19 protein-coding genes and 1 pseudogene are annotated in these 23,102 nt (G+C 48.5%); 13 read left to right on the forward strand and 7 right to left on the reverse strand.

Annotated features, from left to right (window positions below; all coding sequences use genetic code 11):
* Positions 1 to 41: 41 nt before the first annotated feature.
* The 3 genes from ACO0LB_RS12380 to ACO0LB_RS12390 all read left to right on the forward strand — a co-directional run bounded on the left by ACO0LB_RS12380 (position 42) and on the right by ACO0LB_RS12390 (position 3,505).
* Positions 42 to 428, forward strand: coding sequence for a hypothetical protein (locus ACO0LB_RS12380; RefSeq protein ID WP_423049417.1), 387 nt, complete (start codon positions 42 to 44; stop codon positions 426 to 428).
* 214 nt (positions 429 to 642) lie between these two features.
* Positions 643 to 2,073 (forward strand): TolC family protein, encoded by a 1,431-nt coding sequence (locus ACO0LB_RS12385; protein ID WP_423049419.1) that lies wholly within the window; start codon positions 643 to 645, stop codon positions 2,071 to 2,073.
* A 19-nt stretch (positions 2,074 to 2,092) separates the two neighbouring features.
* Positions 2,093 to 3,505 (forward strand): multicopper oxidase family protein, encoded by a 1,413-nt coding sequence (locus ACO0LB_RS12390; protein WP_423049421.1) that lies wholly within the window; start codon positions 2,093 to 2,095, stop codon positions 3,503 to 3,505.
* Between the two features lie 104 nt (positions 3,506 to 3,609).
* On the opposite strand, the gene ACO0LB_RS12395 is transcribed toward ACO0LB_RS12390, so the two are convergent.
* The gene (locus ACO0LB_RS12395) at positions 3,610 to 5,139 is read right to left on the reverse strand and encodes a PLP-dependent aminotransferase family protein (RefSeq protein ID WP_423049423.1); all 1,530 of its coding nucleotides are present in this window, start codon (positions 5,137 to 5,139) and stop codon (positions 3,610 to 3,612) included.
* A 114-nt stretch (positions 5,140 to 5,253) separates the two neighbouring features.
* On the opposite strand from ACO0LB_RS12395, the gene ACO0LB_RS12400 reads away from it, so the two are divergent.
* The 6 genes and pseudogenes from ACO0LB_RS12400 (at position 5,254) to gabD (ending at position 12,507) form a co-directional block, all read left to right on the forward strand.
* Positions 5,254 to 6,522 carry a 4-aminobutyrate--2-oxoglutarate transaminase gene (locus ACO0LB_RS12400; RefSeq protein ID WP_423049425.1) on the forward strand — a complete coding sequence of 423 codons (1,269 nt, stop codon included), beginning with the start codon at positions 5,254 to 5,256 and terminating at the stop codon, positions 6,520 to 6,522.
* A gap of 92 nt (positions 6,523 to 6,614) precedes the next feature.
* Positions 6,615 to 7,723, forward strand: a pseudogene (locus tag ACO0LB_RS12405) (ABC transporter ATP-binding protein).
* A 90-nt stretch (positions 7,724 to 7,813) separates the two neighbouring features.
* Positions 7,814 to 8,833, forward strand: coding sequence for an ABC transporter substrate-binding protein (locus ACO0LB_RS12410; RefSeq protein ID WP_423049427.1), 1,020 nt, complete (start codon positions 7,814 to 7,816; stop codon positions 8,831 to 8,833).
* A gap of 77 nt (positions 8,834 to 8,910) precedes the next feature.
* On the forward strand, positions 8,911 to 10,194 hold the full coding sequence (locus ACO0LB_RS12415; protein ID WP_423049430.1) for an ABC transporter permease: 1,284 nt from the start codon (positions 8,911 to 8,913) through the stop codon (positions 10,192 to 10,194).
* Between the two features lie 13 nt (positions 10,195 to 10,207).
* Entirely contained in the window at positions 10,208 to 11,044 is an 837-nt protein-coding gene (locus ACO0LB_RS12420; RefSeq protein ID WP_423049432.1) for an ABC transporter permease, read from the forward strand.
* An 11-nt stretch (positions 11,045 to 11,055) separates the two neighbouring features.
* Positions 11,056 to 12,507 (forward strand): NADP-dependent succinate-semialdehyde dehydrogenase, encoded by a 1,452-nt coding sequence (gene gabD, locus ACO0LB_RS12425; protein ID WP_423049434.1) that lies wholly within the window; start codon positions 11,056 to 11,058, stop codon positions 12,505 to 12,507.
* 110 nt (positions 12,508 to 12,617) lie between these two features.
* Here gabD and ACO0LB_RS12430 read toward each other — a convergent pair whose 3' ends face one another.
* The 5 genes from ACO0LB_RS12430 to ACO0LB_RS12450 form a co-directional block, all read right to left on the reverse strand.
* Positions 12,618 to 13,424: a sulfite exporter TauE/SafE family protein gene (locus ACO0LB_RS12430; protein ID WP_423049436.1), complete on the reverse strand. Its 807-nt coding sequence runs from the start codon at positions 13,422 to 13,424 to the stop codon at positions 12,618 to 12,620.
* 24 nt (positions 13,425 to 13,448) lie between these two features.
* Positions 13,449 to 14,309, reverse strand: coding sequence for an MBL fold metallo-hydrolase (locus ACO0LB_RS12435; RefSeq protein WP_423049438.1), 861 nt, complete (start codon positions 14,307 to 14,309; stop codon positions 13,449 to 13,451).
* A 113-nt stretch (positions 14,310 to 14,422) separates the two neighbouring features.
* Positions 14,423 to 14,803: a rhodanese-like domain-containing protein gene (locus tag ACO0LB_RS12440; RefSeq protein ID WP_423049440.1), complete on the reverse strand. Its 381-nt coding sequence runs from the start codon at positions 14,801 to 14,803 to the stop codon at positions 14,423 to 14,425.
* A gap of 91 nt (positions 14,804 to 14,894) precedes the next feature.
* A complete protein-coding gene (locus ACO0LB_RS12445) occupies positions 14,895 to 15,086 on the reverse strand; it encodes a YgaP family membrane protein (RefSeq protein ID WP_423049442.1) in 192 nt (63 codons plus the stop codon).
* A 49-nt stretch (positions 15,087 to 15,135) separates the two neighbouring features.
* Positions 15,136 to 15,474, reverse strand: coding sequence for an ArsR/SmtB family transcription factor (locus ACO0LB_RS12450; protein WP_423049444.1), 339 nt, complete (start codon positions 15,472 to 15,474; stop codon positions 15,136 to 15,138).
* 176 nt (positions 15,475 to 15,650) lie between these two features.
* Between ACO0LB_RS12450 and ACO0LB_RS12455 the strand changes: the two genes are divergently transcribed.
* The 4 genes from ACO0LB_RS12455 to ACO0LB_RS12470 all read left to right on the forward strand — a co-directional run bounded on the left by ACO0LB_RS12455 (position 15,651) and on the right by ACO0LB_RS12470 (position 21,744).
* Entirely contained in the window at positions 15,651 to 16,730 is a 1,080-nt protein-coding gene (locus ACO0LB_RS12455) for an efflux RND transporter periplasmic adaptor subunit (protein ID WP_423049446.1), read from the forward strand.
* Between the two features lie 10 nt (positions 16,731 to 16,740).
* Positions 16,741 to 19,929 (forward strand): efflux RND transporter permease subunit, encoded by a 3,189-nt coding sequence (locus ACO0LB_RS12460; RefSeq protein ID WP_423049448.1) that lies wholly within the window; start codon positions 16,741 to 16,743, stop codon positions 19,927 to 19,929.
* Positions 19,930 to 20,015: 86 nt separating this feature from the next.
* Positions 20,016 to 20,225: a YgaP family membrane protein gene (locus tag ACO0LB_RS12465; protein ID WP_423049450.1), complete on the forward strand. Its 210-nt coding sequence runs from the start codon at positions 20,016 to 20,018 to the stop codon at positions 20,223 to 20,225.
* Between the two features lie 361 nt (positions 20,226 to 20,586).
* Positions 20,587 to 21,744 carry a cytochrome P450 gene (locus ACO0LB_RS12470; protein WP_423049452.1) on the forward strand — a complete coding sequence of 386 codons (1,158 nt, stop codon included), beginning with the start codon at positions 20,587 to 20,589 and terminating at the stop codon, positions 21,742 to 21,744.
* Positions 21,745 to 21,947: 203 nt separating this feature from the next.
* Here the strand turns inward: ACO0LB_RS12470 and ACO0LB_RS12475 are convergent, their stop codons facing one another.
* Positions 21,948 to 23,048 carry a porin gene (locus ACO0LB_RS12475; protein WP_423049454.1) on the reverse strand — a complete coding sequence of 367 codons (1,101 nt, stop codon included), beginning with the start codon at positions 23,046 to 23,048 and terminating at the stop codon, positions 21,948 to 21,950.
* Positions 23,049 to 23,102 lie beyond the last annotated feature (54 nt).

Here is a 23,102-nt window from a genome sequence, read left to right on the forward strand (position 1 = left end):
ATCGCTAATATCAGGCGGTGCTTTCAGATATAATCGGGCTTATGACGAGACTGGTTCGATTATTACTGTGCATGCTGATGTTGGCGATTCCTCTGCAAGGACTTGCCGCAGTGACCATGGTGAAGTGTGGTGTCGAATCCCATCCTGAGTTTACCGTGAATATGTCACCACACGGATTGCACTCACAGCACCACGATGTCACCACCGATAAGGTTTCAGAGAAGCATTCTCATTCATTGTCAAACAGCGTTTCTAAAAACAAATGTAGTTCTTGTGCCAACTGTGGTGTTTGCTCTGGCGCTGTTGCACTACTGATGACGTTTGTTGAGTCAGACAACGTCAGCCTCTCTTCTGAAAAAATCATTCAGACTTCTTTTACGCATTCAGGACATATCAGTAATGTTCCTGAGCGACCTCCTAAAGCGTAACACTGCAATGTGTGTCAGGCAGTATTGTTACTGCCATTTCATCTGAGTTTTATTGAGGATTGTGCCGCAGCAATGTACGCAGATGCTTTGCTACGTCTTTGCCTGTTGGCTTGATCATATTATTTTTGACGAAATGTAATCTGCTCAGTATGCCGGACTGATCGCCGGTGCCTGAGTCCGAAATTCAGGTTCATTTCATGTGAAAGAGAAGCATATGATAATTTTTCGCCGCTTACGATATCTCGACAATGTTTTTAAAATAACAGCGTTTGTGCTCACGCCCATGTTGCTGGGGGCTTGTACTACCTTTAGCAAAGATGGTGGTTTTTCTGATGTCGAGCAGGCTGCCCGGCAGCATCTGAAAAAGGACATTGTCTGGCAACGCACCGGTAGTGAGCAGGGGCCGATCAATGGGCGCGTCGGTGAGTTACTGAAGTCTCCCCTGAGTGTGGAGGATGCTGTGCAAGTCGCTTTGTTGAATAATCAGGGGTTGCAGGCGTCGTTTTACGAGTTAGGTATTTCCGAGTCTGAATTCGTACAAGCTGGCCGTTTGCCTAATCCGGGATTTTCCTTTGGTCGCAGCAGACAGGGCGAGAACATCGAAATTGACCGTAGCGTGTCTTTTAATATTGCCCGACTGTTCATGTTGCCGTATCTGAAGCAGATGGAGCAACATCGTTTTGAACAAACCAAACGTGACGTGACGATGAAGATGTTGGCGCTTGCCTCAGAAACTCGCAAAGCGTATTACATGTCGGTAGCAGCTGATCAGTCGGTGTTATATATGCAGCAGGTAAAGAGAGCGGCAGATGCTGGAGGTGAGCTTGCAAAAAGAGCTGCCGCTGCGGGTAATTTCAACAAATTACAGCAAGCGAGGGAACAAGCGTTTTACTCTGAAGCGGTATTGAATCTGGCCAGAGCGGAACAGGCGCAAATCCGCAACAGGGAAAAACTGATTCGGTTGATGGGGCTGCATGGTGCACAAACGACGTTTAGTTTACCGGCCAGATTGCCGGATTTGCCAAAAACACCTGAGGAGATGGGGGATGTCGAGCAAATCGCCATGACGCGACGTCTGGACGTGCAGGCAGCACGCTTAGGTACGGCGCAGTTGGCAAACAATCTGGGTTTGAGCAAAGCGACTCGCTTTGTGAATGTGCTGGAGGTGGGCGGTGTGCGCAATTCATTTAGCGATCAGGCCGTACAGCGCGGCTATTCAGTGAGCCTGGAGCTACCTTTATTTGACTGGAGCGATGCCCGGGTCGCTAAAGCAGAAGCAATGTATATGCAGGCATTGCACCGCACCGCTGAGATTGCCGTCAATGCACGTTCAGAAGTGCGCGAATCGTATCAGATATATCGCTCTAGTTATGATATCGCCCGGCACTTCATGGATGAAATTGTGCCATTAAAAAAGCGGGTATCTGAAGAAAATCAATTGTTGTACAACGGTATGCTGATGAGTGTTTTTGATCTGTTAGCAGACGCAAGGGCGCAGATCAGCAGCGTCAACGGGGCGATTGAGGCAAGTCGGGATTTCTGGATCGCTCAGTCTGACCTGCACATGAGCGTCTTGGGTCATCCAGCGATCTCCTCCGCGCCGGAAGCCAATATTTCCGGCGTAACGACATCTGTTGTTAACTAATTCAGGTAATGAGAAGAACATGAACACAAGAAGACATTTTTTAAGTGGACTCGGTGCCATCACCGCCGCTGCAAGTGCGGCTTCCGTCAGTAAAGTGGCAATGGCGGCCTTGCCTGAACCCGTGATTCAGACATCTGCCGATACCATGCCGCCCGTGATTCCCAATTCAGGTCGTTCCTACAATCCTGTTGTGACATTGAATGGATGGACTTTGCCGTGGCGGATGAATCAGGGCGTCAAGGAATTTCATCTGGTTGCCGAACCTGTCGTCAGAGAAATGGCGCCGGGAATGAAAGCCCATTTGTGGGGTTATAACGGACAATCTCCCGGCCCAACGATTGAGGTGGTGGAGGGCGATAGAGTGCGTATTTTTGTGACAAATAAATTGCCTGAACACACCAGTGTTCACTGGCATGGTCAACGTGTGCCTAACGGCATGGATGGCGTTTCGGGCTTGACGCAAAAGCCGATTCCCCCCGGGAAAACATTCATGTATGAATTTGTTGCGCGACGTGCCGGAACGTTTATGTACCATCCACATGCAGATGAAATGACGCAAATGGCGATGGGAATGATGGGATTCTGGGTAACCCATCCGAAGACGAAACATCCGTTGATTACTGAAGTCGACAGGGATTTTGTATTTCTTCTCAATGCCTACGATATTGAACCTGGTGCGTACAAGCCAAAAACGTCGACGATGCTGAATTTCAATTTATGGAGTTGGAACAGCCGGGTTTTTCCGGGAATCGATCCGCTCGTCGTACGCAAGAACGACAAAGTACGTATTCGCGTTGGTAATCTCACGATGACCAATCATCCGATTCATTTGCATGGACACGAATTTCAGGTGACAGGAACCGATGGCGGACCTATACCGCATTCTGCGCGCTGGCCAGAAGTGACAACCGATATCGCGGTTGGACAAATGCGGCAAATAGAATTGGTGGCGGATGAAGAGGGCGACTGGGCATTTCACTGCCATAAGTCGCATCACACGATGAACGCGATGGGACATGATATTCCGAATCTGATTGGTGTTGATCATAGTGATGTTGCCATGCAGATTACCAACCTGATTCCTGACTATATGGCGATGGGTGAACGTGGAATGGCGGATATGGGGGCCATGGCGATGCCACTGCCGGAAAACACTTTACCGATGATGACGGGTGAAGGGCCGTTCGGTGGTGTGGAAATGGGCGGCATGTTCAGTGTGTTGAAAGTACGTAAGAACCAGAAAGCGGGTGATTATAAAGATCCCGGCTGGTATCAGCATCCCGCTGGTACGGTTGCCGCTGAATGGACAAATCCGTTGACACCTCCGGCTAGATCAGGTTCTGCGGGGGGGGAATCCATGCCACTGCAACAAAAGACGCAAGCTGATATCGAAGTTCAGGTGCGCAAACCGATGGGCAAGATGGAGCATTAGTATCGTAATACATGGCATCTGTCATGTATTACCTTCGGTGCTGGTTGTATTCGCTCAAATGGCAACTGAGCGAATACATTCAATCTTCACACTTCTGCCGCAGTTTATCGGCGTTTTTTGTTGGCGGCAGAGGGCTTGGTTTGCGGCCAGTGTTCTTTGATGATGTGTGCGAGTTTGTTGAAAGCCGGTTGTATCTGATCGTCGGGAACGCAAGCATAGCCTAGCAGCAGACCGGGTTTTGCTGTTGCTTTGTGCATGTAATAGCGTGACAGGGGACGGGCTACAATACCAATGGAACGGGCGGCATGACTGATGGCAAAATCATCGGATCCGGGCGGTAATTCCAGTGCCAGGTGCAGGCCTGCATCACCTCCACCAGTGAGAAGCTGATCGCCAAAATGATGTTCAATGGCTTGCAGCAAGAGGTTCAGGCGTTTTGCATATAGCAGGCGCATGCGCCGTATATGCGAGGCAAAATGTCCTTCCCGCATGAAATCAGAGAGGATTGCCTGAATAAACATTTGCCCGCCACGATACAGTTCAGAGTGCCCGGTTGCGAAGGCGTTAGCCAGTTTTTCCGGAACAACCAGAAACCCGATTCTGAGTCCTGGAAATAGTGTCTTTGTGAACGTCCCCATGTACAGTACCCGGTCGTTGGTATCCATGCCTTGCAGCGAAGCCAGAGGTCTGCTGCCGTAACGAAATTCGCTGTCGTAATCGTCCTCAATGATCCACACCTTTTTAGCCGCAGCGTATTCCAGAAGCATACGTCGTCGCGACAGGCTCATTACCGTTCCCAGCGGATACTGATGTGATGGTGTCACGACAATAAAGCGTGGTGGTACCTGCAAATCTTTGGGTTGCAGGCACATACCTTCGGCATCGACAGGGATCGGTACTGGCTGTATTCCCTGTGATTGCAACACACTGCGTGTACCCCAGTAACATGGATCCTCCAGCCAGGCGCGGTCGCCATTTTCACCCAGCATACGCATAATCAGATCAATGGATTGATGAATGCCCGTCGTGATCAGTATTTGCTCTGCTTTACAGTTGACGGAGCGTGCCACCCGCAGATAATCAGCAATCGCCTCCCGTAATGGGAAATGGCCTCCAGCGTCGCCATAGGTCAACAGGTCGGCACGTGAACGTCTCCATGCTTTATTTTGCAAACGACTCCAGATTTTGCTGGGAAACAGCGTGACATCAGGCACGCCCGGCATAAATGCTCCCCACTGCAGATCACTGACACCAGCCTTTTTTAATAATTGCTTGCCACGTTGTGATAAGCCAGATGAGCCAGTTGGTTCAACTTTGGTATTAGTCGTTGTTTTGTTGTGTGAAAACAACGTGGTAATTTGATCTGAAGCGGTATCCGCAACAAAACTACCTGCCCCCCGGCGGGTTTCCAGATAGCCTTCCGCAATCAATTGTTCATACGCATATGTGACTGTATTGCGTGACATTTTCAACTCTTTGGACAGGTCTCTGGAGGAGGGCATTTGCAGTCCTGCGGGCAGACTTCCAGTCAGTACGGCCTCACGGATTACCTGATAAATCTGGCGGTTGACGGGGCCGCCATTGGCACGGTCTATACGTTGTAGTAAAAAATCTGGCAAAGAGGCAATACGCAAAGTGGCACCATCAAATAATCAAAAGTGGATATATAAGATAGCACCAAATCGACTTTAATATGAGTCATCACTTAGTCGCCACAGACGTATTGCTCTAGAACAGGAAATGAATATATGAAGAATGCTGATTTACAACAACGCAAAGAAGCTGCTACACCACGCGGCGTCGGTGTCATGTGCCAGTTTTACGCTTCACGTGCACAAAACGCAGAACTCTGGGATGTCGAAAACCGCCGGTATATTGACTTCGCTGCCGGTATTGCCGTTCTGAACACCGGCCACCGCCATCCACGACTGGTCAGCGCAATTCAGGAGCAATTAGAAAAATTCACCCATTCCTGCTACCAGATCGTTCCTTATGAAAGTTATGTTGAGCTGGCTGAAAAGATCAATCAGATCACGCCAGGTTCTCATGTCAAGAAAACAGCCTTGTTTTCGACCGGTGCAGAAGCTGTTGAAAACGCGATCAAAATCGCACGTGCAGCAACTGGTCGTTCTGCCGTCATCGCTTTCACAGGCGGCTTTCATGGTCGTACGATGATGGGTATGGCGCTGACAGGCAAAGTGGCACCTTACAAACTGGGATTCGGGCCATTGCCATCGGAAGTCTATCACGCACCATTCCCGATTGAATTGCACGGAGTCAGTACTGCCGATTCTCTGGCGGCACTGCAATCATTATTTAAAGCCGATGTTGATCCTAAGCGCGTTGCAGCCATCATTCTGGAACCTGTACAAGGTGAAGGAGGTTTTTATGCTGCACCGGTGGATTTCATGCAAGCCCTGCGTAAATTGTGCGATGAACACGGGATTTTGTTGATCGCTGATGAAGTGCAGACAGGTTTTGCCAGAACTGGAAAACTGTTTGCAATGGAACACTATGCCGTGATCCCTGATCTGATGACGATGGCGAAAAGCCTTGCAGGTGGCATGCCTCTTGCTGCTGTATGCGGCCGGGCTGAAATCATGGACGCTCCGGCTCCCGGCGGTTTAGGCGGCACTTATGCAGGAAATCCACTTGCGATCGCTTCGGCTCTGGCAGTGTTAGAAGTGATTAAAGACGAGCAATTGTGTGATCGTGCACAAGTGTTGGGTGATCGGTTGAAAGAAACGCTGAACTCGTTGCGTGCCAAGGTGCCTCGCATTGTTGATGTACGCGGATTAGGTGGCATGGTTGCAGTTGAATTCAGTGATCCTGTCAGTGCGCAGCCTGATGCCGACTTTACCAAACGTGTGCAAGCACTGGCACTGCAGAAAGGTTTGTTGTTGCTGACTTGCGGTACCTACGGCAACGTCATCCGCTTCCTGTTTCCATTGACGATCAGCGACGCGCTGATGGATGAAGCACTGTCCATACTCGCCGATGCAATGCAGCAAGCCTGACTTGTCAGGTAGGCAGGTGCTACAACCGGGTATATGTTGTGGCATCTGTCGATGTCAGAAAAAGTAGTGAACGAAAATACAGGGGACTTAGTTTGAAACAGGAAAATACGACCGGCGACGGGCAAGACACACTGGTGGCTTTTCGTGGGGTACAAAAAACCTATGATGGCGAAAATCTGGTCGTCAAGCATCTGGATCTGAATATCCGCAAAGGAGAATTTCTGACTTTGCTTGGACCATCTGGTTCAGGAAAAACAACCTGCCTGATGATGCTGGCCGGATTTGAATTCCCCACTGGCGGAGAAATTTATCTCGGTGGAAAACTGTTGAATAAAGTGCCGCCTCATAAGCGTAATATCGGCATGGTGTTTCAGAACTATGCTTTATTTCCGCATATGACCGTCGGGCAAAACGTGGCTTACCCTTTGCAAGTCCGTGGCATGAATGCCAGCAGTCGTGCTGAGAAAGTTAAAAAGGCACTGGATATGGTGCAAATGGGTAAATTTATTGATCGTTATCCAGCGCAGTTATCTGGTGGACAGCAACAACGTATCGCACTGGCACGCGCACTCGTATTCGATCCCGAATTGGTGCTGATGGATGAACCTCTCGGGGCGCTCGACAAGCAATTACGTGAAACATGCAATTGGAGTTGAAGGCACTGCATCATCGACTGGGGCTGACATTCGTGTATGTCACACATGATCAGAGTGAAGCCTTGACGATGTCGGATCGGGTTGCCGTTTTTGATCAGGGAATTATCCAGCAGCTGGCCGTTGTCGATAATCTCTATGAATACCCGGAAAATCAGTTTGTTGCTGGCTTCATCGGCGACAACAATAAATTCAAAGCACGCGTCATTTCCAGCAACAACGGTCATTGCGAAGTGGCATTGCCGGATGGCAGCATGCTGCGCGGTATCAATGCCAATGCAGCGCAATTAAATCAGGATGTGATTGCCTGTGTCCGTCCTGAGCGCATTCGTCTTGGAACCGATACCGGTGCAACTGGAAATGTTCTCAGAGCTACTGTCTCGGATCTGATCTATTTTGGTGATCATGTTCGTGTGCGATGCGAGATGCCGCAGCAAGAAGATTGTTTCGTCAAGCTGACGCTGAATGATCCCGCACTGGCAAGTCTGTCAGAAGGCTCACGCGTCACCTTGGAGATAGACCCGGATCGCTTGCGCGTATTCATTTAGTGAACTGTAAAAAGTATCGCTATTTATTTGTCGATGTTGTTGTAAAACTAAACTAAGAGAGCCAATATGAGACCTGCTATAAAATCCACTATGAAACCTGTACTGCTTTCACTGCTTTTGTCTGCTGGTCTGACACAGGCTGCCGAAATTACTGTTGTCAATTTTGGCGGTGCTAACGGAAACGCGCAAAAGTCTGCCTATGTAGAGCCATTTCAGACTGCAACCGGCAATAAAATTGTCTCCGTTGAATACAATGGCGAAATGGCGAAAATTAAAGCCATGGTAGAAGCAAAAAAAGTCAGCTGGGATGTTGTTGAAGTTGAGTCAGGCGAAATTGGCCGTGCTTGTGAAGAGGGTTTGCTGGAGAAAATCAATATCAGTAAGCTGGGAAAAAAATCTGACTTCATGCCGGAAGCCCTGCATGAATGTGGCGTCGGTGCTTTTGTCTGGTCAACAGTCCTGGCCTACAACGCAGACAAACTCAAATCAGCTCCTGGTGGTTGGGCAGATTTCTGGGATGTGAAAAAATACCCTGGAAAACGCGGTATGCGTAAAGGTGCCCGTTATAACCTTGAATTTGCTTTGATGGCAGACGGTGTTCCGACAAAAGACGTCTACAGCGTGTTGGCAACCAAAGCAGGTGTTGATCGTGCATTTAAAAAACTGGATGCACTGAAACCAAATATTCAATGGTGGGAAGCAGGTGCGCAGCCACCACAATTCCTGGTTGCAGGCGATGTCGTGATGACAACCGCATTTAATGGACGTATCGATGCCGCGAAACGTGAAGGACGTAACCTCAAAGTTACCTGGGCAGGCAGTATCTATGATCTGGATTTCTGGGTCATTCCTAAAGGTTCTGCGAACAAGGAAACGGCAGAGAAATTTATTGCTTTTGCACTGACGCCAGATGCACAAAAAAATTACGCTCAAAAAATCGCTTATGGCCCTGTGAACGTGAATGCACTGAAATTATTGGATGCGAAAACATTGGCTGATTTGCCGACTTCCAGTACTAACGCTAAAGATGCAATCCAGCAAAATCTGAAATTCTGGACTGATCACGGTGAAGATCTGGAACAGCGCTTCGCAGCTTGGGCTGCAAAATAATTCAGACCCGCTTCTAACACAATGAATGTCACCCGTATCAACGGGTGACATCGTTCGACATTATCAGGTATTCCGACATGACCACAGCAACAATCGCAACAGTGCCGGTTTCTGGTGCTGCTGCCGAAAGATCACGATCCCAATTGAAGCGTGATTTACGGGCAGCACAGTTGCGCAAGAAAATCACTGCATTTGCATTAATCGCTCCACTCGCCATTTTTTTGCTGATCACGTTTATCGTTCCGATCGCTGTATTACTTGTTCGTTCGGTTGATAATCCTGAAGTCGCAACGACCTTACCAAAGACGGTGAAGGCGTTGAGTCACTGGGATAAAAAGAATTTACCGGATGACGCAGCGTTCGTCGCTTTGTCATCCGATCTGAACATTGCTAAAGAAAATAATACCGGCGGAACTCTGGCGCGCCGTATTAACTCTGAAATTCCCGGCGCACGTTCTGTCATCATGAAGACCATGCGTGCAATGCCATTACTGAATGCCGAAGGTCAGCCATTGGCGGTGGCAGAGGTAAAGCCCGCGCTGATTGCACTGGATGAACAATGGGGGCAACTGGAGTACTGGCAAACTATTGCCAAAAACAACTCGCTTTATTCTCCTTATTATTTGCTGGCATCGCTGGATATGAAGCAGGACAGGTTCGGTGATATTGAACGTATCGATGATGAACAAGCTGTCTACGTCAAGATTTTTTCACGCACGTTTGTGATCAGCCTGGTCGTTACCTTGTTATGTCTGATTATTGCGTACCCACTTGCTTACTGGTTTTCGCTGATGTCAGAGCGACGTGCCAATCTGTTCATGATTCTGGTGTTGATTCCCTTCTGGACATCGATTCTGGTCAGAGTTGCAGCATGGATTGTGTTGCTGCAATCAGAAGGGCTGGTCAATAAAGGATTGATGGCGGCGGGTTTGACAAAGGCTCCGCTTGAATTGCTATTCAATCGGTTTGGCGTCTATGTTTCCATGACGCATATTTTATTGCCCTTCATGATTTTGCCTTTGTATAGCGTCATGAAGGCGATTCCACCAACGTATATGCGTGCAGCTATTTCACTGGGCAGTCATCCTTTTGCCGCATTCTGGCGTGTCTATGTGCCGCAAACTTTGCCAGGTGTGGCAGCGGGTGGTTTGCTGGTGTTTATTCTGGCACTCGGTTACTACATTACCCCTGCATTGCTGGGTGGTCCAAATGAACAGATGGTCAGCTATTACATTGCCTATTTTACGAATGTCACTATCAACTGGGGCATGGCTTGCGCCTTAGGCAGCCTGTTGCTCGCCGCAACGCTGGTGTTGTACAGCATCTATCTGCGCTTTACAAAAACCGAAGTCGCTTCGTAAGGGGAATTATTCAATGAAATCATCTTTACCGCTTTTCCCTCCTCATGCGTCCTTGATTGAGCGTATCTGGTTTGTTTTTTTGCGTTCGGCGAATGTCCTGACCTTGCTATTTCTCGTGTTGCCGATTCTGGTCATCGTCCCTCTGTCGTTCTCGGACAGCACATTTCTGGCCTATCCGATTCCTGGCTTTTCTTTGCGCTGGTATGACAATCTTCTGCACTCCAGCGAATGGATGCGTGCTGCGAAAAACAGTTTCATCGTGGCACCACTGGCGACCCTTATCGCAACGGTGCTAGGAACGCTGGCAGCAATGGGGTTGAATAAAGCTGCATTTACAGGCAAGGCATTCCTGATGGCGATCCTGATTTCACCGATGGTCGTACCAGTGGTGGTCGTCGGCGTCGGTGTGTATTTGTTTTTTGCACAGATCGGATTGTCTGACAGTTATACCGGATTGATATTTGCTCATGCTGCGTTGGGCGCGCCATTTGTCGTGACGACTGTGTCAGCGACATTGCAGGGATTTAATCACAATCTGGTACGTGCCAGTCTCAGTCTGGGAGCAGGGCCGGTCAGAACGTTTTTCCGTATTACCTTGCCGGTAATTGCACCGGGTCTGATCTCTGGTGCATTGTTTGCTTTTGCCACCTCGTTTGACGAAGTGGTCATTACTTTGTTTGTTGCAGGTCCTGAGCAAACGACGTTGCCACGCCAGATGTTTACTGGTATCCGTGAAAATATCAGTCCCACCATCGCTGCACTGGCAACGATTCTGATCGTCTTCTCAATTTGTTTGCTGCTCTCATTAGAGTGGTTACGTGGCCGCAATAAGGCTGCCGCAAAATTTTAATCAGGAAACTCATGTTACAGCTTAAAGATTCAACATTACTGCGTCAGCAAGCCTATCTGAATGGTAGTTGGACTGATGCCGACGATGGCAGCACGTTTGCTGTCTACAACCCGGCAACTGGAGAGTTGCTTGGCCATGTGCCACAAATGGGGACAGCGGAAACGCAACGTGCCATTCTTGGAGCAAAAGAGGCATGGCCGGCTTGGCGGAAAAAAACAGGCAAAGAACGCAGCGCCATTTTACGTCGCTGGAATGATCTGATGCTGGCTAATCAAGAAGATCTGGCATTGATCATGACAGCCGAACAAGGCAAGCCACTTGCAGAAGCAAAAGGCGAAATTGTCTACGCTGCGTCGTTTATTGAGTGGTTTGCTGAAGAGGCTAAACGTGTTAGTGGTGATACTTTGCAATCACCTTGGAGCGATCGTCGTCTGCTGGTTCAAAAAGAGCCAATTGGTGTTTGTGCCGCGATTACGCCGTGGAACTTCCCGGCCGCGATGATTACCCGAAAAGCGGGGCCAGCATTAGCTGCAGGCTGTCCTATGCTGCTTAAACCTGCTGAAGCGACACCGTTTTCTGCTCTGGCATTAGCGGAACTGGCACATCGTGCCGGTGTACCAGCGGGTGTGTTTAGTGTCCTGACCGGAAAGCCCAAGGAAATTGGCGCAGAAATGTGCAGTAACCCTATCGTAAGAAAACTGAGCTTCACAGGGTCGACCGCGATTGGCCGATTGTTGATGCAGCAAAGCGCGCAGACGATTAAAAAGCTGTCTCTGGAATTAGGTGGAAATGCTCCGTTCATCGTATTTGACGATGCAGATCTGGATGCAGCAGTAGAAGGTGCGATGGTATCCAAGTTTCGCAATGCCGGACAAACCTGTGTTTGCGCCAATCGTATCTATGTACAAGATGGTGTATATGACGCGTTTGCTGCCAAACTGGTTGCCGCAGTAGAAAAGCTACGTCCGGGGAATGGCATGCAGGCAGACGTCAATCAAGGACCGTTGATTGATGAAAAGGCAGTGCAAAAAGTGGAAGCACATATTGCCGATGCCGTGGCTCACGGTGGCCGGATATTGACTGGTGGCAGGCGCCATGCTTTGGGGCAGACTTTTTTTGAGCCTACCGTCATTGCAGATATTAGTACCGATAGCCTGATTGCCCGTGAAGAGACCTTTGGCCCATTGGCTCCGCTGTTCCGATTTAAAACCGATGAGGATGTCATTGCAATGGCAAATGACAGCGAATTTGGCCTGGCCAGTTATTTCTATGCACGTGACATTAGTCGTATCTGGCGCGTTGCGGAAGCGTTAGAGAGCGGTATGGTCGGTGTGAATACCGGATTGATTTCAAATGAGGTGGCTCCGTTTGGTGGCGTGAAGCAGTCCGGCCTTGGAAGAGAAGGATCCAGTTACGGTATGGACGATTATCTGGTGATGAAATACGTCTGTCTAGGTTTGTAATGGTTGATTGAATCAGTCAATTTCTTTCAGTCGTGTTCCGGACAGAATGGCGAATTGTATTACTGCGCAGCTGAGGATATATCAATGCTGATTGTTACTGTCTTTAATGTTTAAACAGGACTGATTCCCGCTACTTTGCTGAGCATCATGAGTGCCGCAAATAATGAAACCCCTGCAAAAAGGTGTTTGATTGTTTGCGGACTCATTTTATTCGCCCACATCTGACCCACCAGCAAGCCTGCGATGCTGCCGCTGGCAAACGGAATGGCAACTGGCCACGAGAGAGAGCCGTGTAGCGCTGCGGCAGAAACACCGCTGACCGATACCAGCGTAATGACGGCCAATGAGGTTGCCTGAATACTGCGTATATCCAGTTGAGAGTGACGTGTCAGGGAGGGAATAATCACAAACCCACCTCCGACACCAATCAGGCCACTTAACAGGCCAGACATAAAGCCGATACCAGCGATTTTACGCATACAGCGTAATGTCCAGTTCAGATGTACATCATCTTTTTTCAGTGCACAAGCCAACTGATCTGGCTTCAGAGGGGCTGGCGACGACTGTCTGAATGTGCGGGTGGCGTTGTATAACAGAATGAATGCAAAGCCCAGTAGCAGAGGCCGGTTAGGTATATATTGCGCCAGTAAAATGCCGAACGGCGCTGCCAGCATGCCGGAAATTCCCATCAGAATGGCGGCTCGATAGCGGACAATACCTCGGTATAAGCCTATGAGCGCTCCCAAGCCAGAAGCGAGACCAACAGCGAGTAATCCGATGGGAGAGGCTGCCTGCATTGGCAGATGCAGAAAAAAAACAAGCAGAGGAACAGACAGTATTCCACCTCCGGCTCCTGTTAATGCCAGAATCAAGCCGACGATCATTCCCAGTCCAGAAGTAATCAGTTGCGTATCCACAAATAGTTTCAGAAATCGATCGTGTTAGAAAACGTTAACCGGAATTTTAAGATAGCGGATTCCATTGATGTCGGGATTGGGTAATTTCCCTGCCCGGATATTTACCTGTACCGATTGCATGAGTAACTCGGGCATTGATAATGTTTTATCGCGTTCGGTTCTCATGTTGGCAAACGTCGCTTCAGAAATGCCGGTATGCACATGAACGTTATGACGAGATTGTTCTTCTACAGTTGTCACCCACATTGGCGCGCGGCTATCGGGAGGATAGTCGTGACACAGATGCAGGCGCGTGTCAGGTGGTAATGTAAATATTTTCTGAATGGAGTGGTAAAGCATTGCCGCATCACCACCAGGGAAATCACATCGTGCCGTCCCATAATCAGGCATAAATAAGGTATCACCGACAAACGCATCTTTACCTACCAGGTACGTCATACAAGCAGGCGTGTGACCGGGTGTATGCATCGCCGTTATGACCATTTCACCGACATAAAATTGTTCGCCATTTTCGAAAAGATGATCGAAATCTTTTCCATTGGTATTGAGATCATGCAAATCAAATATACGTTGAAATACTTGTTGTACTTCGCATATGTGGCGACCAATGCCAATTCGTCCGCCCAGTTGTTGCTGTAAATACGGTGCGGCAGATAAGTGATCAGCATGCGCATGTGTTTCAAGAATCCAGTCAACGATGAGTCCTGCATCGCGGACGTAGGCAATGACTTTGTCGGCGTTATCTGTTGAGGTTCGACCAGATGTTCTGTCATAGTCGAGCACACTATCAATGATTGCGGTATGTCGTGTATTGGAATCAGTCAGCACATGGGTGATCGTGTGGGTGGCATGATCATAAAAAGACTGTATGACAGGATCGCTCATATGCAGGATGGTTTATGTGAGTTATCGAAGTTATGTAAGCTAACTAACTAACTAACTAACTAACTAGCTTGCACTGTGCTGTATCAGTAAGCCAGGATAAAGTTGAATCAGGATTAGTCGAACAGAGGTAAAGTGTGTTTTGTCAACGGCTTTCCTGCTTGTATCCAGGCATCAATGCCACCGCTGATGGATTTGACAGACAGGTAACCCATTGTATGTAAGGACGCAGCAGCAAGTGCTGCGCGCCCACTGGTTTTACAGTAGAGCACAATATCAGTATCCCGGTCAGATAATTCAGGGTGATTGCTCAGTGCAAATTCCAGCATGCCACGCGATATATGGACTGCGCCCGGAATGTGGCCGCTGGCGTATTCATCGGCTTCACGGACATCCAGCAACACATCCGCCTGTTGTATAGCTTCTTCTGCTTCCGCTATGGAAATTTCTTTGATGTGTGACTTTGCTTCTTTTACGAGATCGAGTGCAGTTTTCATAGAATAGATTAAAATTTTTGCAGAAATAATGCTTGAGGGAATAGTACCCGGTAGTAACGATGCCAATGTCAGCCGGGTACTGGGCTATTGCTTACTTGCGTCGACAGGTGCTTAATCCGAACGGTAAATATGCTGGGCAGAAACGGAATAATCCCGTCAGTACCGGTACAACGCCTATCCATCCCCAAGGGCCAATATATCCCCCGAGTGTCAGCGCGATGAGGATGACACCCGCAACAATACGGATGATGCGGTCGAAATTTCCAACATTGACTTTAAACATGATGTGCTCCTGGTAGGTACTTCGTTGAGTCTGACTTCTCATAAAACTATTATTTTCCATTACCCATGGTGCTGAGTAATGCGGCCTGTGACTGCAATTGTTTGACAACATTGCTGCATACCAAATCACACAAGGCATAAATAGACGGATCGGCAATCTGATAATAAACAGATGTGCCACGGCCTTCCCTTTTAATGATGCCGTGTTTTGCCAAGTTAGATAAGTGGCGCGACACGTTGGCTTGTGAGCAATCGCAACGTTCTGCAAGTTCTCCGACGTTGTGCTCTTTATCGCGCATGCAGTGAAGTATGCGCAGACGGGTAGGTTCTGCCAGAACTGCAAAATATTGCGCTATCTGTTGTAGTGCCTGCTCGGATAATCTTTCCATCAACTGACATCCTTTTTGCCTGATTTGTCTGACGGTGTGCGTCTGATGCTAAGTATTGCATGGGTATAGTTCAATACTTATTTGCGCAATCACGCAAATAAGTATATGATCAATCAAGTTCAAATGCAATTAATTACTGTGTTTATTATCGTGTTTATCAGAGAAAGATCAAACAAATGCCAACATTTGCTCTCGCACGTCAGGCGCGCTTTTTAAGTCTGCTACTGGTTTTATATCTGCCTTTTATGGCGAACGCCGCAAACGTGGCGACCGTGCTGGCATCCTTGCCTGTCCGTGCAGATGGTAGTGAGCCAACGTATGTGGCAGAAGGGGTTGTGGAAGCATTAAGGCAGACGGTATTGTCCGCACAGATTTCTGGTGCCGTGACAGAGTTGTTGGTGAAGCCCGGTGACGTTGTTAAAAGCGGACAATTACTGTTACGTATCGACGCGCGTGCCGCGAATCAGGAAGCAAAGGCAAGTCAGGCGCAGGTGGACGCTGCTCGTGCCACGATGCTGGTGGCGGCCAAAGACTTTGACAGACAAAAACAGTTATTTGCTAAAAATTACATTAGCCAGGCACAACTGGACAGGGCAGAAGCGCAATATCAGACTGCCAGTGCGCAGGCGAAGGCACAAATTGCACAGGCAAGCGCAGTGCAAACGCAATCTGGATTTTATTTGTTGAATGCTCCGTATTCCGGCGTCGTTTCTGATGTGCCTGTGACGGTGGGAGATATGGCATTGCCCGGACGTACATTGGTGACCGTGTACGACCCGCGCGCCATGCGTGTTACGGCGAATGTGCCTCAGGAAAAACTGGCGCAGTTTTCCGCAAATCAGACCGAGCAGGCGATTCGTATAGAAATACCGGGAGCGGCGGAAAAATATCAAAGTGCCAGCAAGATTACGATCTTGCCTGTTGCAGATGCCATGACGCATTCGGTACAGGTGCGACTGGATTTACCCACAGGAATTACAGGCCTGACTCCGGGGATGTTTGCCCGCGCAATGTTTCATATTCGCAGCGCTGTCAATCTGCACTCTGTTACGCGTCTGTATGTTCCGGTGAAGTCTGTCATGCGGCGTGCTGAGATGCATGTTTTGTATGTCTTGAATGCGCAGGGTAAGCCGATACTACGACAGGTCAGACTGGGGCCGGTGAATGGTCAGGAAGTAGAAATCCTGAGCGGTATTTCAGCCGGTGAATCAGTGCTTCTCGATCCACTTGCTGTACAAATCACATCGTCCAGATAAGGTCAATCATATGCATTCAGCATCAGGTATTTCCGGTCGTATTGCTGCGTTTTTTCAGACGGCACAGATCACCCCATTACTGGCACTGGTCGCTTTTCTGCTGGGATTGTTTGCTATCGTCGTTACCCCCAGAGAAGAAGAGCCGCAAATCAATGTCACGATGGCGAATGTACTGATCCCATTTCCTGGCGCATCAGTCAAGGATGTGGAGCAGATGGTGGCTATTCCGGCAGAACAGGTGCTGAGTCAGATTGCTAATATTGAACACGTCACGTCGCTATCGCGTCCCGGCCTGGCGATTATTACAGTACAGTTTGAAGTGGGGATTCCACGTACAGAAGCCTTGGTACGCCTGTATAACACAGTGCACAGTAATCGTGACTGGCTGCCAGCCAATCTTGGTACGTTAGAGCCATTGATCAAACCAAAAGGGATTGATGACGTGCCGATTGTATCGTTCACGTTATGGAGCAAAAATCAGTCAACGGGTGCATTTGATCTTGAACGTGTTGCACACAGTATTGAAGCGGATTTGAAACGTGTCCAGGGAACGCGGGAAGTGTCCACCATTGGCGGTCCCGGACGTGCGATCAATATTGAGCTTGATCCAACCAAACTGGCTGCCAGTGGTTTGACGGTGGCTGATTTGCAGACCAGCCTGCAATCGGCGAATCTTGGACTCCCTGGCGGAGAGCTGATTGCGGGTAATCAATCATTAACGGTGGATGCAGGTTCGTTTTTAAAAAACGCACGAGACGTTGCTGAACTCATTGTGGGGGTCAAAGCAGGCAAGCCGGTGTTTTTACAAGACGTTGCACATATTGTTGATGGCGCTTTACCCGCTGCACGCTATGTCTGGCATGGAACAACAGGTAGTCATGCTGCAGAATATCCGGCGGTGACGATGACCGTCACCAAAAAGCCAGGGCAAAATGCCGTTGATGTCGCAAACGCTGTCATTGCACGTGTGAACATATTACACAATACAGTGATTCCTGCTGATGTAGAAGTCACAACAACGCGTAATTATGGGCAGACTGCGGAAGACAAGGCCAGTAAATTAATTCAGAAATTATTGTTTGCAACGGCCTCCGTTGTCGCGCTGGTCTTTTTGGCGCTGGGGCGTCGTGAGGCTGCAATTGTCGGTACGGCGGTGATATTAACCCTGACTGTGACATTATTTGCTTCGTGGGCATGGGGCTTTACTCTCAACCGGGTTTCTCTGTTTGCATTAATATTTTCGATCGGTATTCTGGTTGATGACGCCATTGTCGTTGTCGAAAATATTCATCGGCATCAGGCATTATTCCCTGATAAAAAGCTGGTCGACATTATCCCCGGTGCTGTGAATGAAGTGGGCGGCCCCACGATACTGGCGACATTGACAGTGATCGCAGCGTTACTGCCGATGGCATTTGTCAGTGGATTGATGGGACCTTACATGAGTCCTATCCCTATCAACGCGAGTATGGGCATGTTGTTGTCACTGGCGATTGCGTTCGTTGTGACACCGTGGTTGGCGCGTTTGTGGATGAGAGAAACGCATCATGACAATAAAGGGATCACTGAAAAGCTGGCGCCAGCATTTGCCGCTGTATTCCGTCCGTTTCTCGATGACCGCAATGGTAAAACGAATCGTCGCAAATTAAGCGCCGGTATTGCTGCGCTTATCCTTGTGTCGGTTGCGTTACCGGTGGCCGGTCTGGTGCAATTGAAGATGCTGCCTTTTGATAATAAATCAGAATTTCAGGTGATAGTTGATATGCCCGCCGGAACTCCTGTGGAAAAGACATCGGCTGTGTTGCATGAACTTGGCAATTATTTGCAAACAGTCGCGGAAGTCACTGACTATCAGGCATACGCAGGAACGGCGGCACCGATCAACTTTAATGGCCTGGTGCGACAATATTATTTACGTTCTGGTGGTGAGGTCGGTGATATTCAGGTTAATTTACTGGATAAACATCAACGTTCGGAAAAAAGCCACGCGATTGCCATCCGTATTCGCCCCGCATTACAAGAGATTGGCAAACGCTACTCGGCCAATATCAAGATTGTCGAAGTACCTCCGGGACCACCGGTGTTAGCACCGATCATCGCGGAGGTTTATGGCCCGACAGATGAAGGGCGACGTCAGGTAGCAAAATCCGTGCGCAAGGTATTTGAACAGTATGCCGGTGTCGTCGATGTAGACGATAGCAGTATCGTTGAAGCGCCGCGTAAAGTGATTTTTGTGGACAGACGCAAAGCATCCCAGTTGGGGGTGACGCAAGCCACCGTGGTGACGACCTTACGTGCTGGTCTGAATGGCGACGCAACGACTTATCTGCACGATGAAAGTAAATATCCTGCTGCTGCAAGCGTGCGTCTGCCTGTCGAACATCAGGGCAATCTGGATACGTTGCTGGCACTGAGTGTTAAAAATGTCCAGGGCAATCTTGTCCCATTACGTGAATTAGTGACAGTCAGCGATACTCTGCGGGAGCAGCCGATCTATCACAAAGATGGACTGGCGGTGAATTTTGTTGTCGGTGATATGGCTGGTAAGGTAGATAGCCCCCTCTACGGTATGTTTGCAATGCGTCCTGCAATTGTAAATATCGTCGCGCCTGGCAATAGCACACTCGATGAATATTTCATTCATGCTCCTGCTGATCCTTATCGCCGTTTCAGCCTGAAATGGGATGGTGAGTGGCAGGTAACTTATGAAACTTTCCGTGATATGGGCGCAGCTTATGCAGTGGGGCTGGTGTTGATTTATTTGCTAGTGGTCGCGCAATTTGGATCATACCTGACGCCCCTGATTATTATGGCGCCGATTCCATTTACGATCATCGGTGTTATGCCCGGCCATGCTCTGCTTGGCGCACAATATACTGCGACCAGCATGATAGGCATGATTGCATTGGCAGGTATTATCGTCCGCAACTCAATCCTGTTGGTTGATTTCATTCATGTTCAGATTGTGACGGGGATGACATTCAAAGAAGCGGTGATCAGTTCTGCAGTCACCAGAGCTCAGCCAATTGCTTTGACTGGTTTGGCTGCAATGATGGGTGCCTTTTTTATTCTCGATGATCCGATATTTAATGGCCTCGCCATATCGTTGATATTCGGTATATTCGTTTCGACGCTACTGACACTTGTCGTGATCCCCTTGCTGTATTACAGCGCTTATAAGAATAAATATGCGCAGTAAATATGTGGAGTCAATACAGGCCGAAGATGCTTGTAGCGGATAGGGTTGATGTTGGTAAATTTTTTTTAATATTTTAAGGAGCGGTCATGAGTAGTTGGCAAATGGTACGTAGCATCGCAGGGATATTTATTCTGATCAGCCTTGCACTTGGTGTCCCTGGAAGCCCTGTTTTCGTTAATGAATGGTGGCTGGGTTTTACCGTATTTGTTGGTCTCAATCTTTTGCAAAGTGGATTGACTAACTGGTGTCTGATGGAAATCATATTACGTAAATTGGGTTTGCCAGGTAATCGTTAAAAAAACGCTTTGATCAGAGCGTTCATCACTCAAGCTTGAGCCAGGTTCAAATCAACACCTGTCCGATTGCTGTCAGCGGTTATACATTATTGTCGGAGTAACTATTCGATGTATACTTGCCGCCCCAGACTTATTGCACGGTCGGAGGAGGTGGCAGCGCTGGCGATTGGTCGATCAATTTTGTTGAGTGATCGTCGCCAACACCTCTTTCTGTACCGGATTACAGGACACAGAATTGATAGATCAGAATTTTTGCAACAATCCCTATCCGATGTATGAACAACTCCGCGCAGCGGGGCCAATACATTGGAGCGAAGAATTTTGTGGTGGCGCCTGGCTGTTAAGTAATTATGAGGATGTCATGAGTGTATTACGTGACCCGCGTTTTTCCACTCAACGTGCCAGCCGCTGGATTAATAGCAGTATCAGCCATACCGGTAATGCTGGTAATGACTGTGACAGCGATAATCGCGCCGGTGGTACTCAAGCACATCGATCCGAGATAGCTGAACTCAAAGAGTTCAAACGTATCTTTGCAAGATCGCTGATGTTTTTGAATGGCAGCCACCATGCCAGATTGCGTAAAGTCATGAATGCTGGTTTCAAGCCAGTAATGTTGCAATCGGTGAAGCCGCGTATTCAAGCGCTCGTAAAGAAAATGGCTGCTAATTTGGAGCCTGATCATGGATCACGAGTCATTGATTTCATGAATGAGTTTGCGCGGCCACTTCCTGCACTGGTTATCGCCGGTATGCTGGGAGTTGATGCTGCGGATGAAAAAAATTTTCTGATCTGGTCAGATCAGATCGCTGCATTTATTGGTACTCCTACGCCCAGTATGGAAGTGGCACTTCTCGCACAGGAGGGCATCGTTGCATTAAACAATTATTTCAGCGAGCTATTGCCCTACCGACGCGCACATCCTGGTCAGGATCTGATCAGCCAATTAATTGCGGCGGAACTTGCGGGAGGTGTTATCACCACCAAAGAGTTGCTTGCACAATGTTGTACTCTGTTATTCGCAGGGCATGAAACAACCCGTAATTTACTTGGCAACGGCATGCTATGTCTTTTGACGAACACAGCACAACGAACTGCACTTCAACATACGCCCTCATTATTGCCATCGGCATTAAAAGAGATTCTTCGCTACGATAGTCCCGTGCAATTTACTGGACGTTTGTTGACGGCAGATGTACAGATGCACGGACAATTAATGAAAAAAGGCGATCTTGTCATTCCATTTATCGGTGCCGCCAATCGTGATCCGGCAAAATTCAGTCATCCGGATCAGTTAGATTTTTCCCGTGATGAAGGAAACCATTTGTCTTTTGGATACGGCGCTCATGTGTGTATTGGTGCGACGTTGAGCTATATGGAAGGTGAAATCGCATTTAACGCAATGTTGCCGATGTTGTCACGTATGGTGTTAGAAGACGCGACACCAGACTGGGGATGCAACCCGGTCTACAGAGGGCTTCATAGTCTGAAAATACGCCTGACAGCGACAACGAGTTGACCTAATGTTATGGCGATTATTTGATATGGATTCGCGCTATTCATCTTAGCAAGATGTGAATCTAATTTCAGACAAAACCCATGCATCGATCAGGATGCATGGGGAAGGTGGCATTTATGAATGAGCTTGGCTTCTGAGCAAGAATGATCTTGTTTTGGAGATGTAAAACATGAAGCTCAAGCTATCAGCATCAAACTGTTAACTCAGAAACTATGACGCACGCCTAAATTGATCGCACGGTTGCCGGAACCGGATTCTGTGTTGTTGGCGACGGTATATCCAGCTCCGTTTTTATTATCGATACTGGCATAGGCTGCATACCAGCTGGTTCTCTTCGATAAAGGATAGGTATAGCCAATCCCCCATGAGTTGGCATCCTGATTCAGACTGGTTTTGTCATCTTTGCGCATGACGGACGCCAGAATTGTTCCCCCAGCCAGAGGAGTAGAGATGCCGAGTAATATTTCATTTCCATCGATTGATGCTGTTGGTTTAACACCTCCGTAAGGATTGTTGCTGTTTCCCAGAGGAGCGCTGTTGAAGCCTTTATCCACACCATAGGCAAAGAATAATTTTGCTACACCCAGATCGTAATTAACTGCCAATAAGGTATTCGTTCCGTTGTCTTTCGACACAGCTGCAACGCCGGACGAAGCAACCACATCAGAATTTTTATTGTTATACGCCAGACGCACAGAAAGGGGGCCAGCAGCATATCCCAGTGCCGCACCAAACTGACGTCCGGCGGCTGAATTTCCTGCTTGTTCACCAAAACTATAGGCAACTTCGGCAGAAAAGCCGCTGAGGACAGGGGACGCATATAGCAGCGTATTACTGCTGCGGACGTTTGCACCTGAATCTGGGAACAGATTTTTAGATGTGCCAGCCATTCCTGTACCGAATGGATCAGCCACATTCACCAACGTCATATGATAAGGCGTGTACTGACGACCCATCGTGATGGTACCAGTACTACTCTTGAGCCCCACAAATGCCTGTCGATTGAATATCGTATTAGCGGCATCAAGCTCGCCAGTATCAATCTTGACGCCGGTTTCCAGAGTGAAAAGAGCCGCGACACCACCGCCCAGATCTTCTGTTCCTTTAAAGCCGATACGTGACGCGGATGCCGCTCCACTGGTCAGTTTTGTCACGCGTCCTGCACTTCCGCCGTTTTCAATGACCAGTCCCGCATCGACGATGCCATAGACTGTTACATTGCTCTGGGCCGAAGCGCTGGTAGCCAAAATCATGCTGCTGGAAAGTGCGGTGAGTACAGCAAAAGTAATACGATGGTGTGTCATGTCTCTTATCCTAGTTGGTGAATGGGTCTGTGCCCGGGGTACTTCGGTTTTATT

Source organism: Undibacterium sp. SXout7W (assembly GCF_049339385.1).
Taxonomy (GTDB): Bacteria; Pseudomonadota; Gammaproteobacteria; order Burkholderiales; family Burkholderiaceae_D; genus Undibacterium.

Excerpts from the sequence above, each read along its gene's own strand:
- ACO0LB_RS12475 (WP_423049454.1), bottom strand. The coding sequence starts at position 23,048 with ATGACACACCATCGTATTACTTTTGCTGTACTCACCGCACTTTCCAGC.
- gabD (WP_423049434.1), top strand. The coding sequence starts at position 11,056 with ATGTTACAGCTTAAAGATTCAACATTACTGCGTCAGCAAGCCTATCTG.
- ACO0LB_RS12460 (WP_423049448.1), top strand. The coding sequence starts at position 16,741 with ATGCATTCAGCATCAGGTATTTCCGGTCGTATTGCTGCGTTTTTTCAG.
- ACO0LB_RS12420 (WP_423049432.1), top strand. The coding sequence starts at position 10,208 with ATGAAATCATCTTTACCGCTTTTCCCTCCTCATGCGTCCTTGATTGAG.
- ACO0LB_RS12380 (WP_423049417.1), top strand. The coding sequence starts at position 42 with ATGACGAGACTGGTTCGATTATTACTGTGCATGCTGATGTTGGCGATT.
- ACO0LB_RS12450 (WP_423049444.1), bottom strand. The coding sequence starts at position 15,474 with ATGGAAAGATTATCCGAGCAGGCACTACAACAGATAGCGCAATATTTT.
- ACO0LB_RS12440 (WP_423049440.1), bottom strand. The coding sequence starts at position 14,803 with ATGAAAACTGCACTCGATCTCGTAAAAGAAGCAAAGTCACACATCAAA.
- ACO0LB_RS12410 (WP_423049427.1), top strand. The coding sequence starts at position 7,814 with ATGAAACCTGTACTGCTTTCACTGCTTTTGTCTGCTGGTCTGACACAG.
- ACO0LB_RS12455 (WP_423049446.1), top strand. The coding sequence starts at position 15,651 with ATGCCAACATTTGCTCTCGCACGTCAGGCGCGCTTTTTAAGTCTGCTA.
- ACO0LB_RS12415 (WP_423049430.1), top strand. The coding sequence starts at position 8,911 with ATGACCACAGCAACAATCGCAACAGTGCCGGTTTCTGGTGCTGCTGCC.
- ACO0LB_RS12465 (WP_423049450.1), top strand. The coding sequence starts at position 20,016 with ATGAGTAGTTGGCAAATGGTACGTAGCATCGCAGGGATATTTATTCTG.
- ACO0LB_RS12390 (WP_423049421.1), top strand. The coding sequence starts at position 2,093 with ATGAACACAAGAAGACATTTTTTAAGTGGACTCGGTGCCATCACCGCC.
- ACO0LB_RS12435 (WP_423049438.1), bottom strand. The coding sequence starts at position 14,309 with ATGAGCGATCCTGTCATACAGTCTTTTTATGATCATGCCACCCACACG.
- ACO0LB_RS12400 (WP_423049425.1), top strand. The coding sequence starts at position 5,254 with ATGAAGAATGCTGATTTACAACAACGCAAAGAAGCTGCTACACCACGC.
- ACO0LB_RS12385 (WP_423049419.1), top strand. The coding sequence starts at position 643 with ATGATAATTTTTCGCCGCTTACGATATCTCGACAATGTTTTTAAAATA.
- ACO0LB_RS12445 (WP_423049442.1), bottom strand. The coding sequence starts at position 15,086 with ATGTTTAAAGTCAATGTTGGAAATTTCGACCGCATCATCCGTATTGTT.
- ACO0LB_RS12470 (WP_423049452.1), top strand. The coding sequence starts at position 20,587 with ATGAGTGTATTACGTGACCCGCGTTTTTCCACTCAACGTGCCAGCCGC.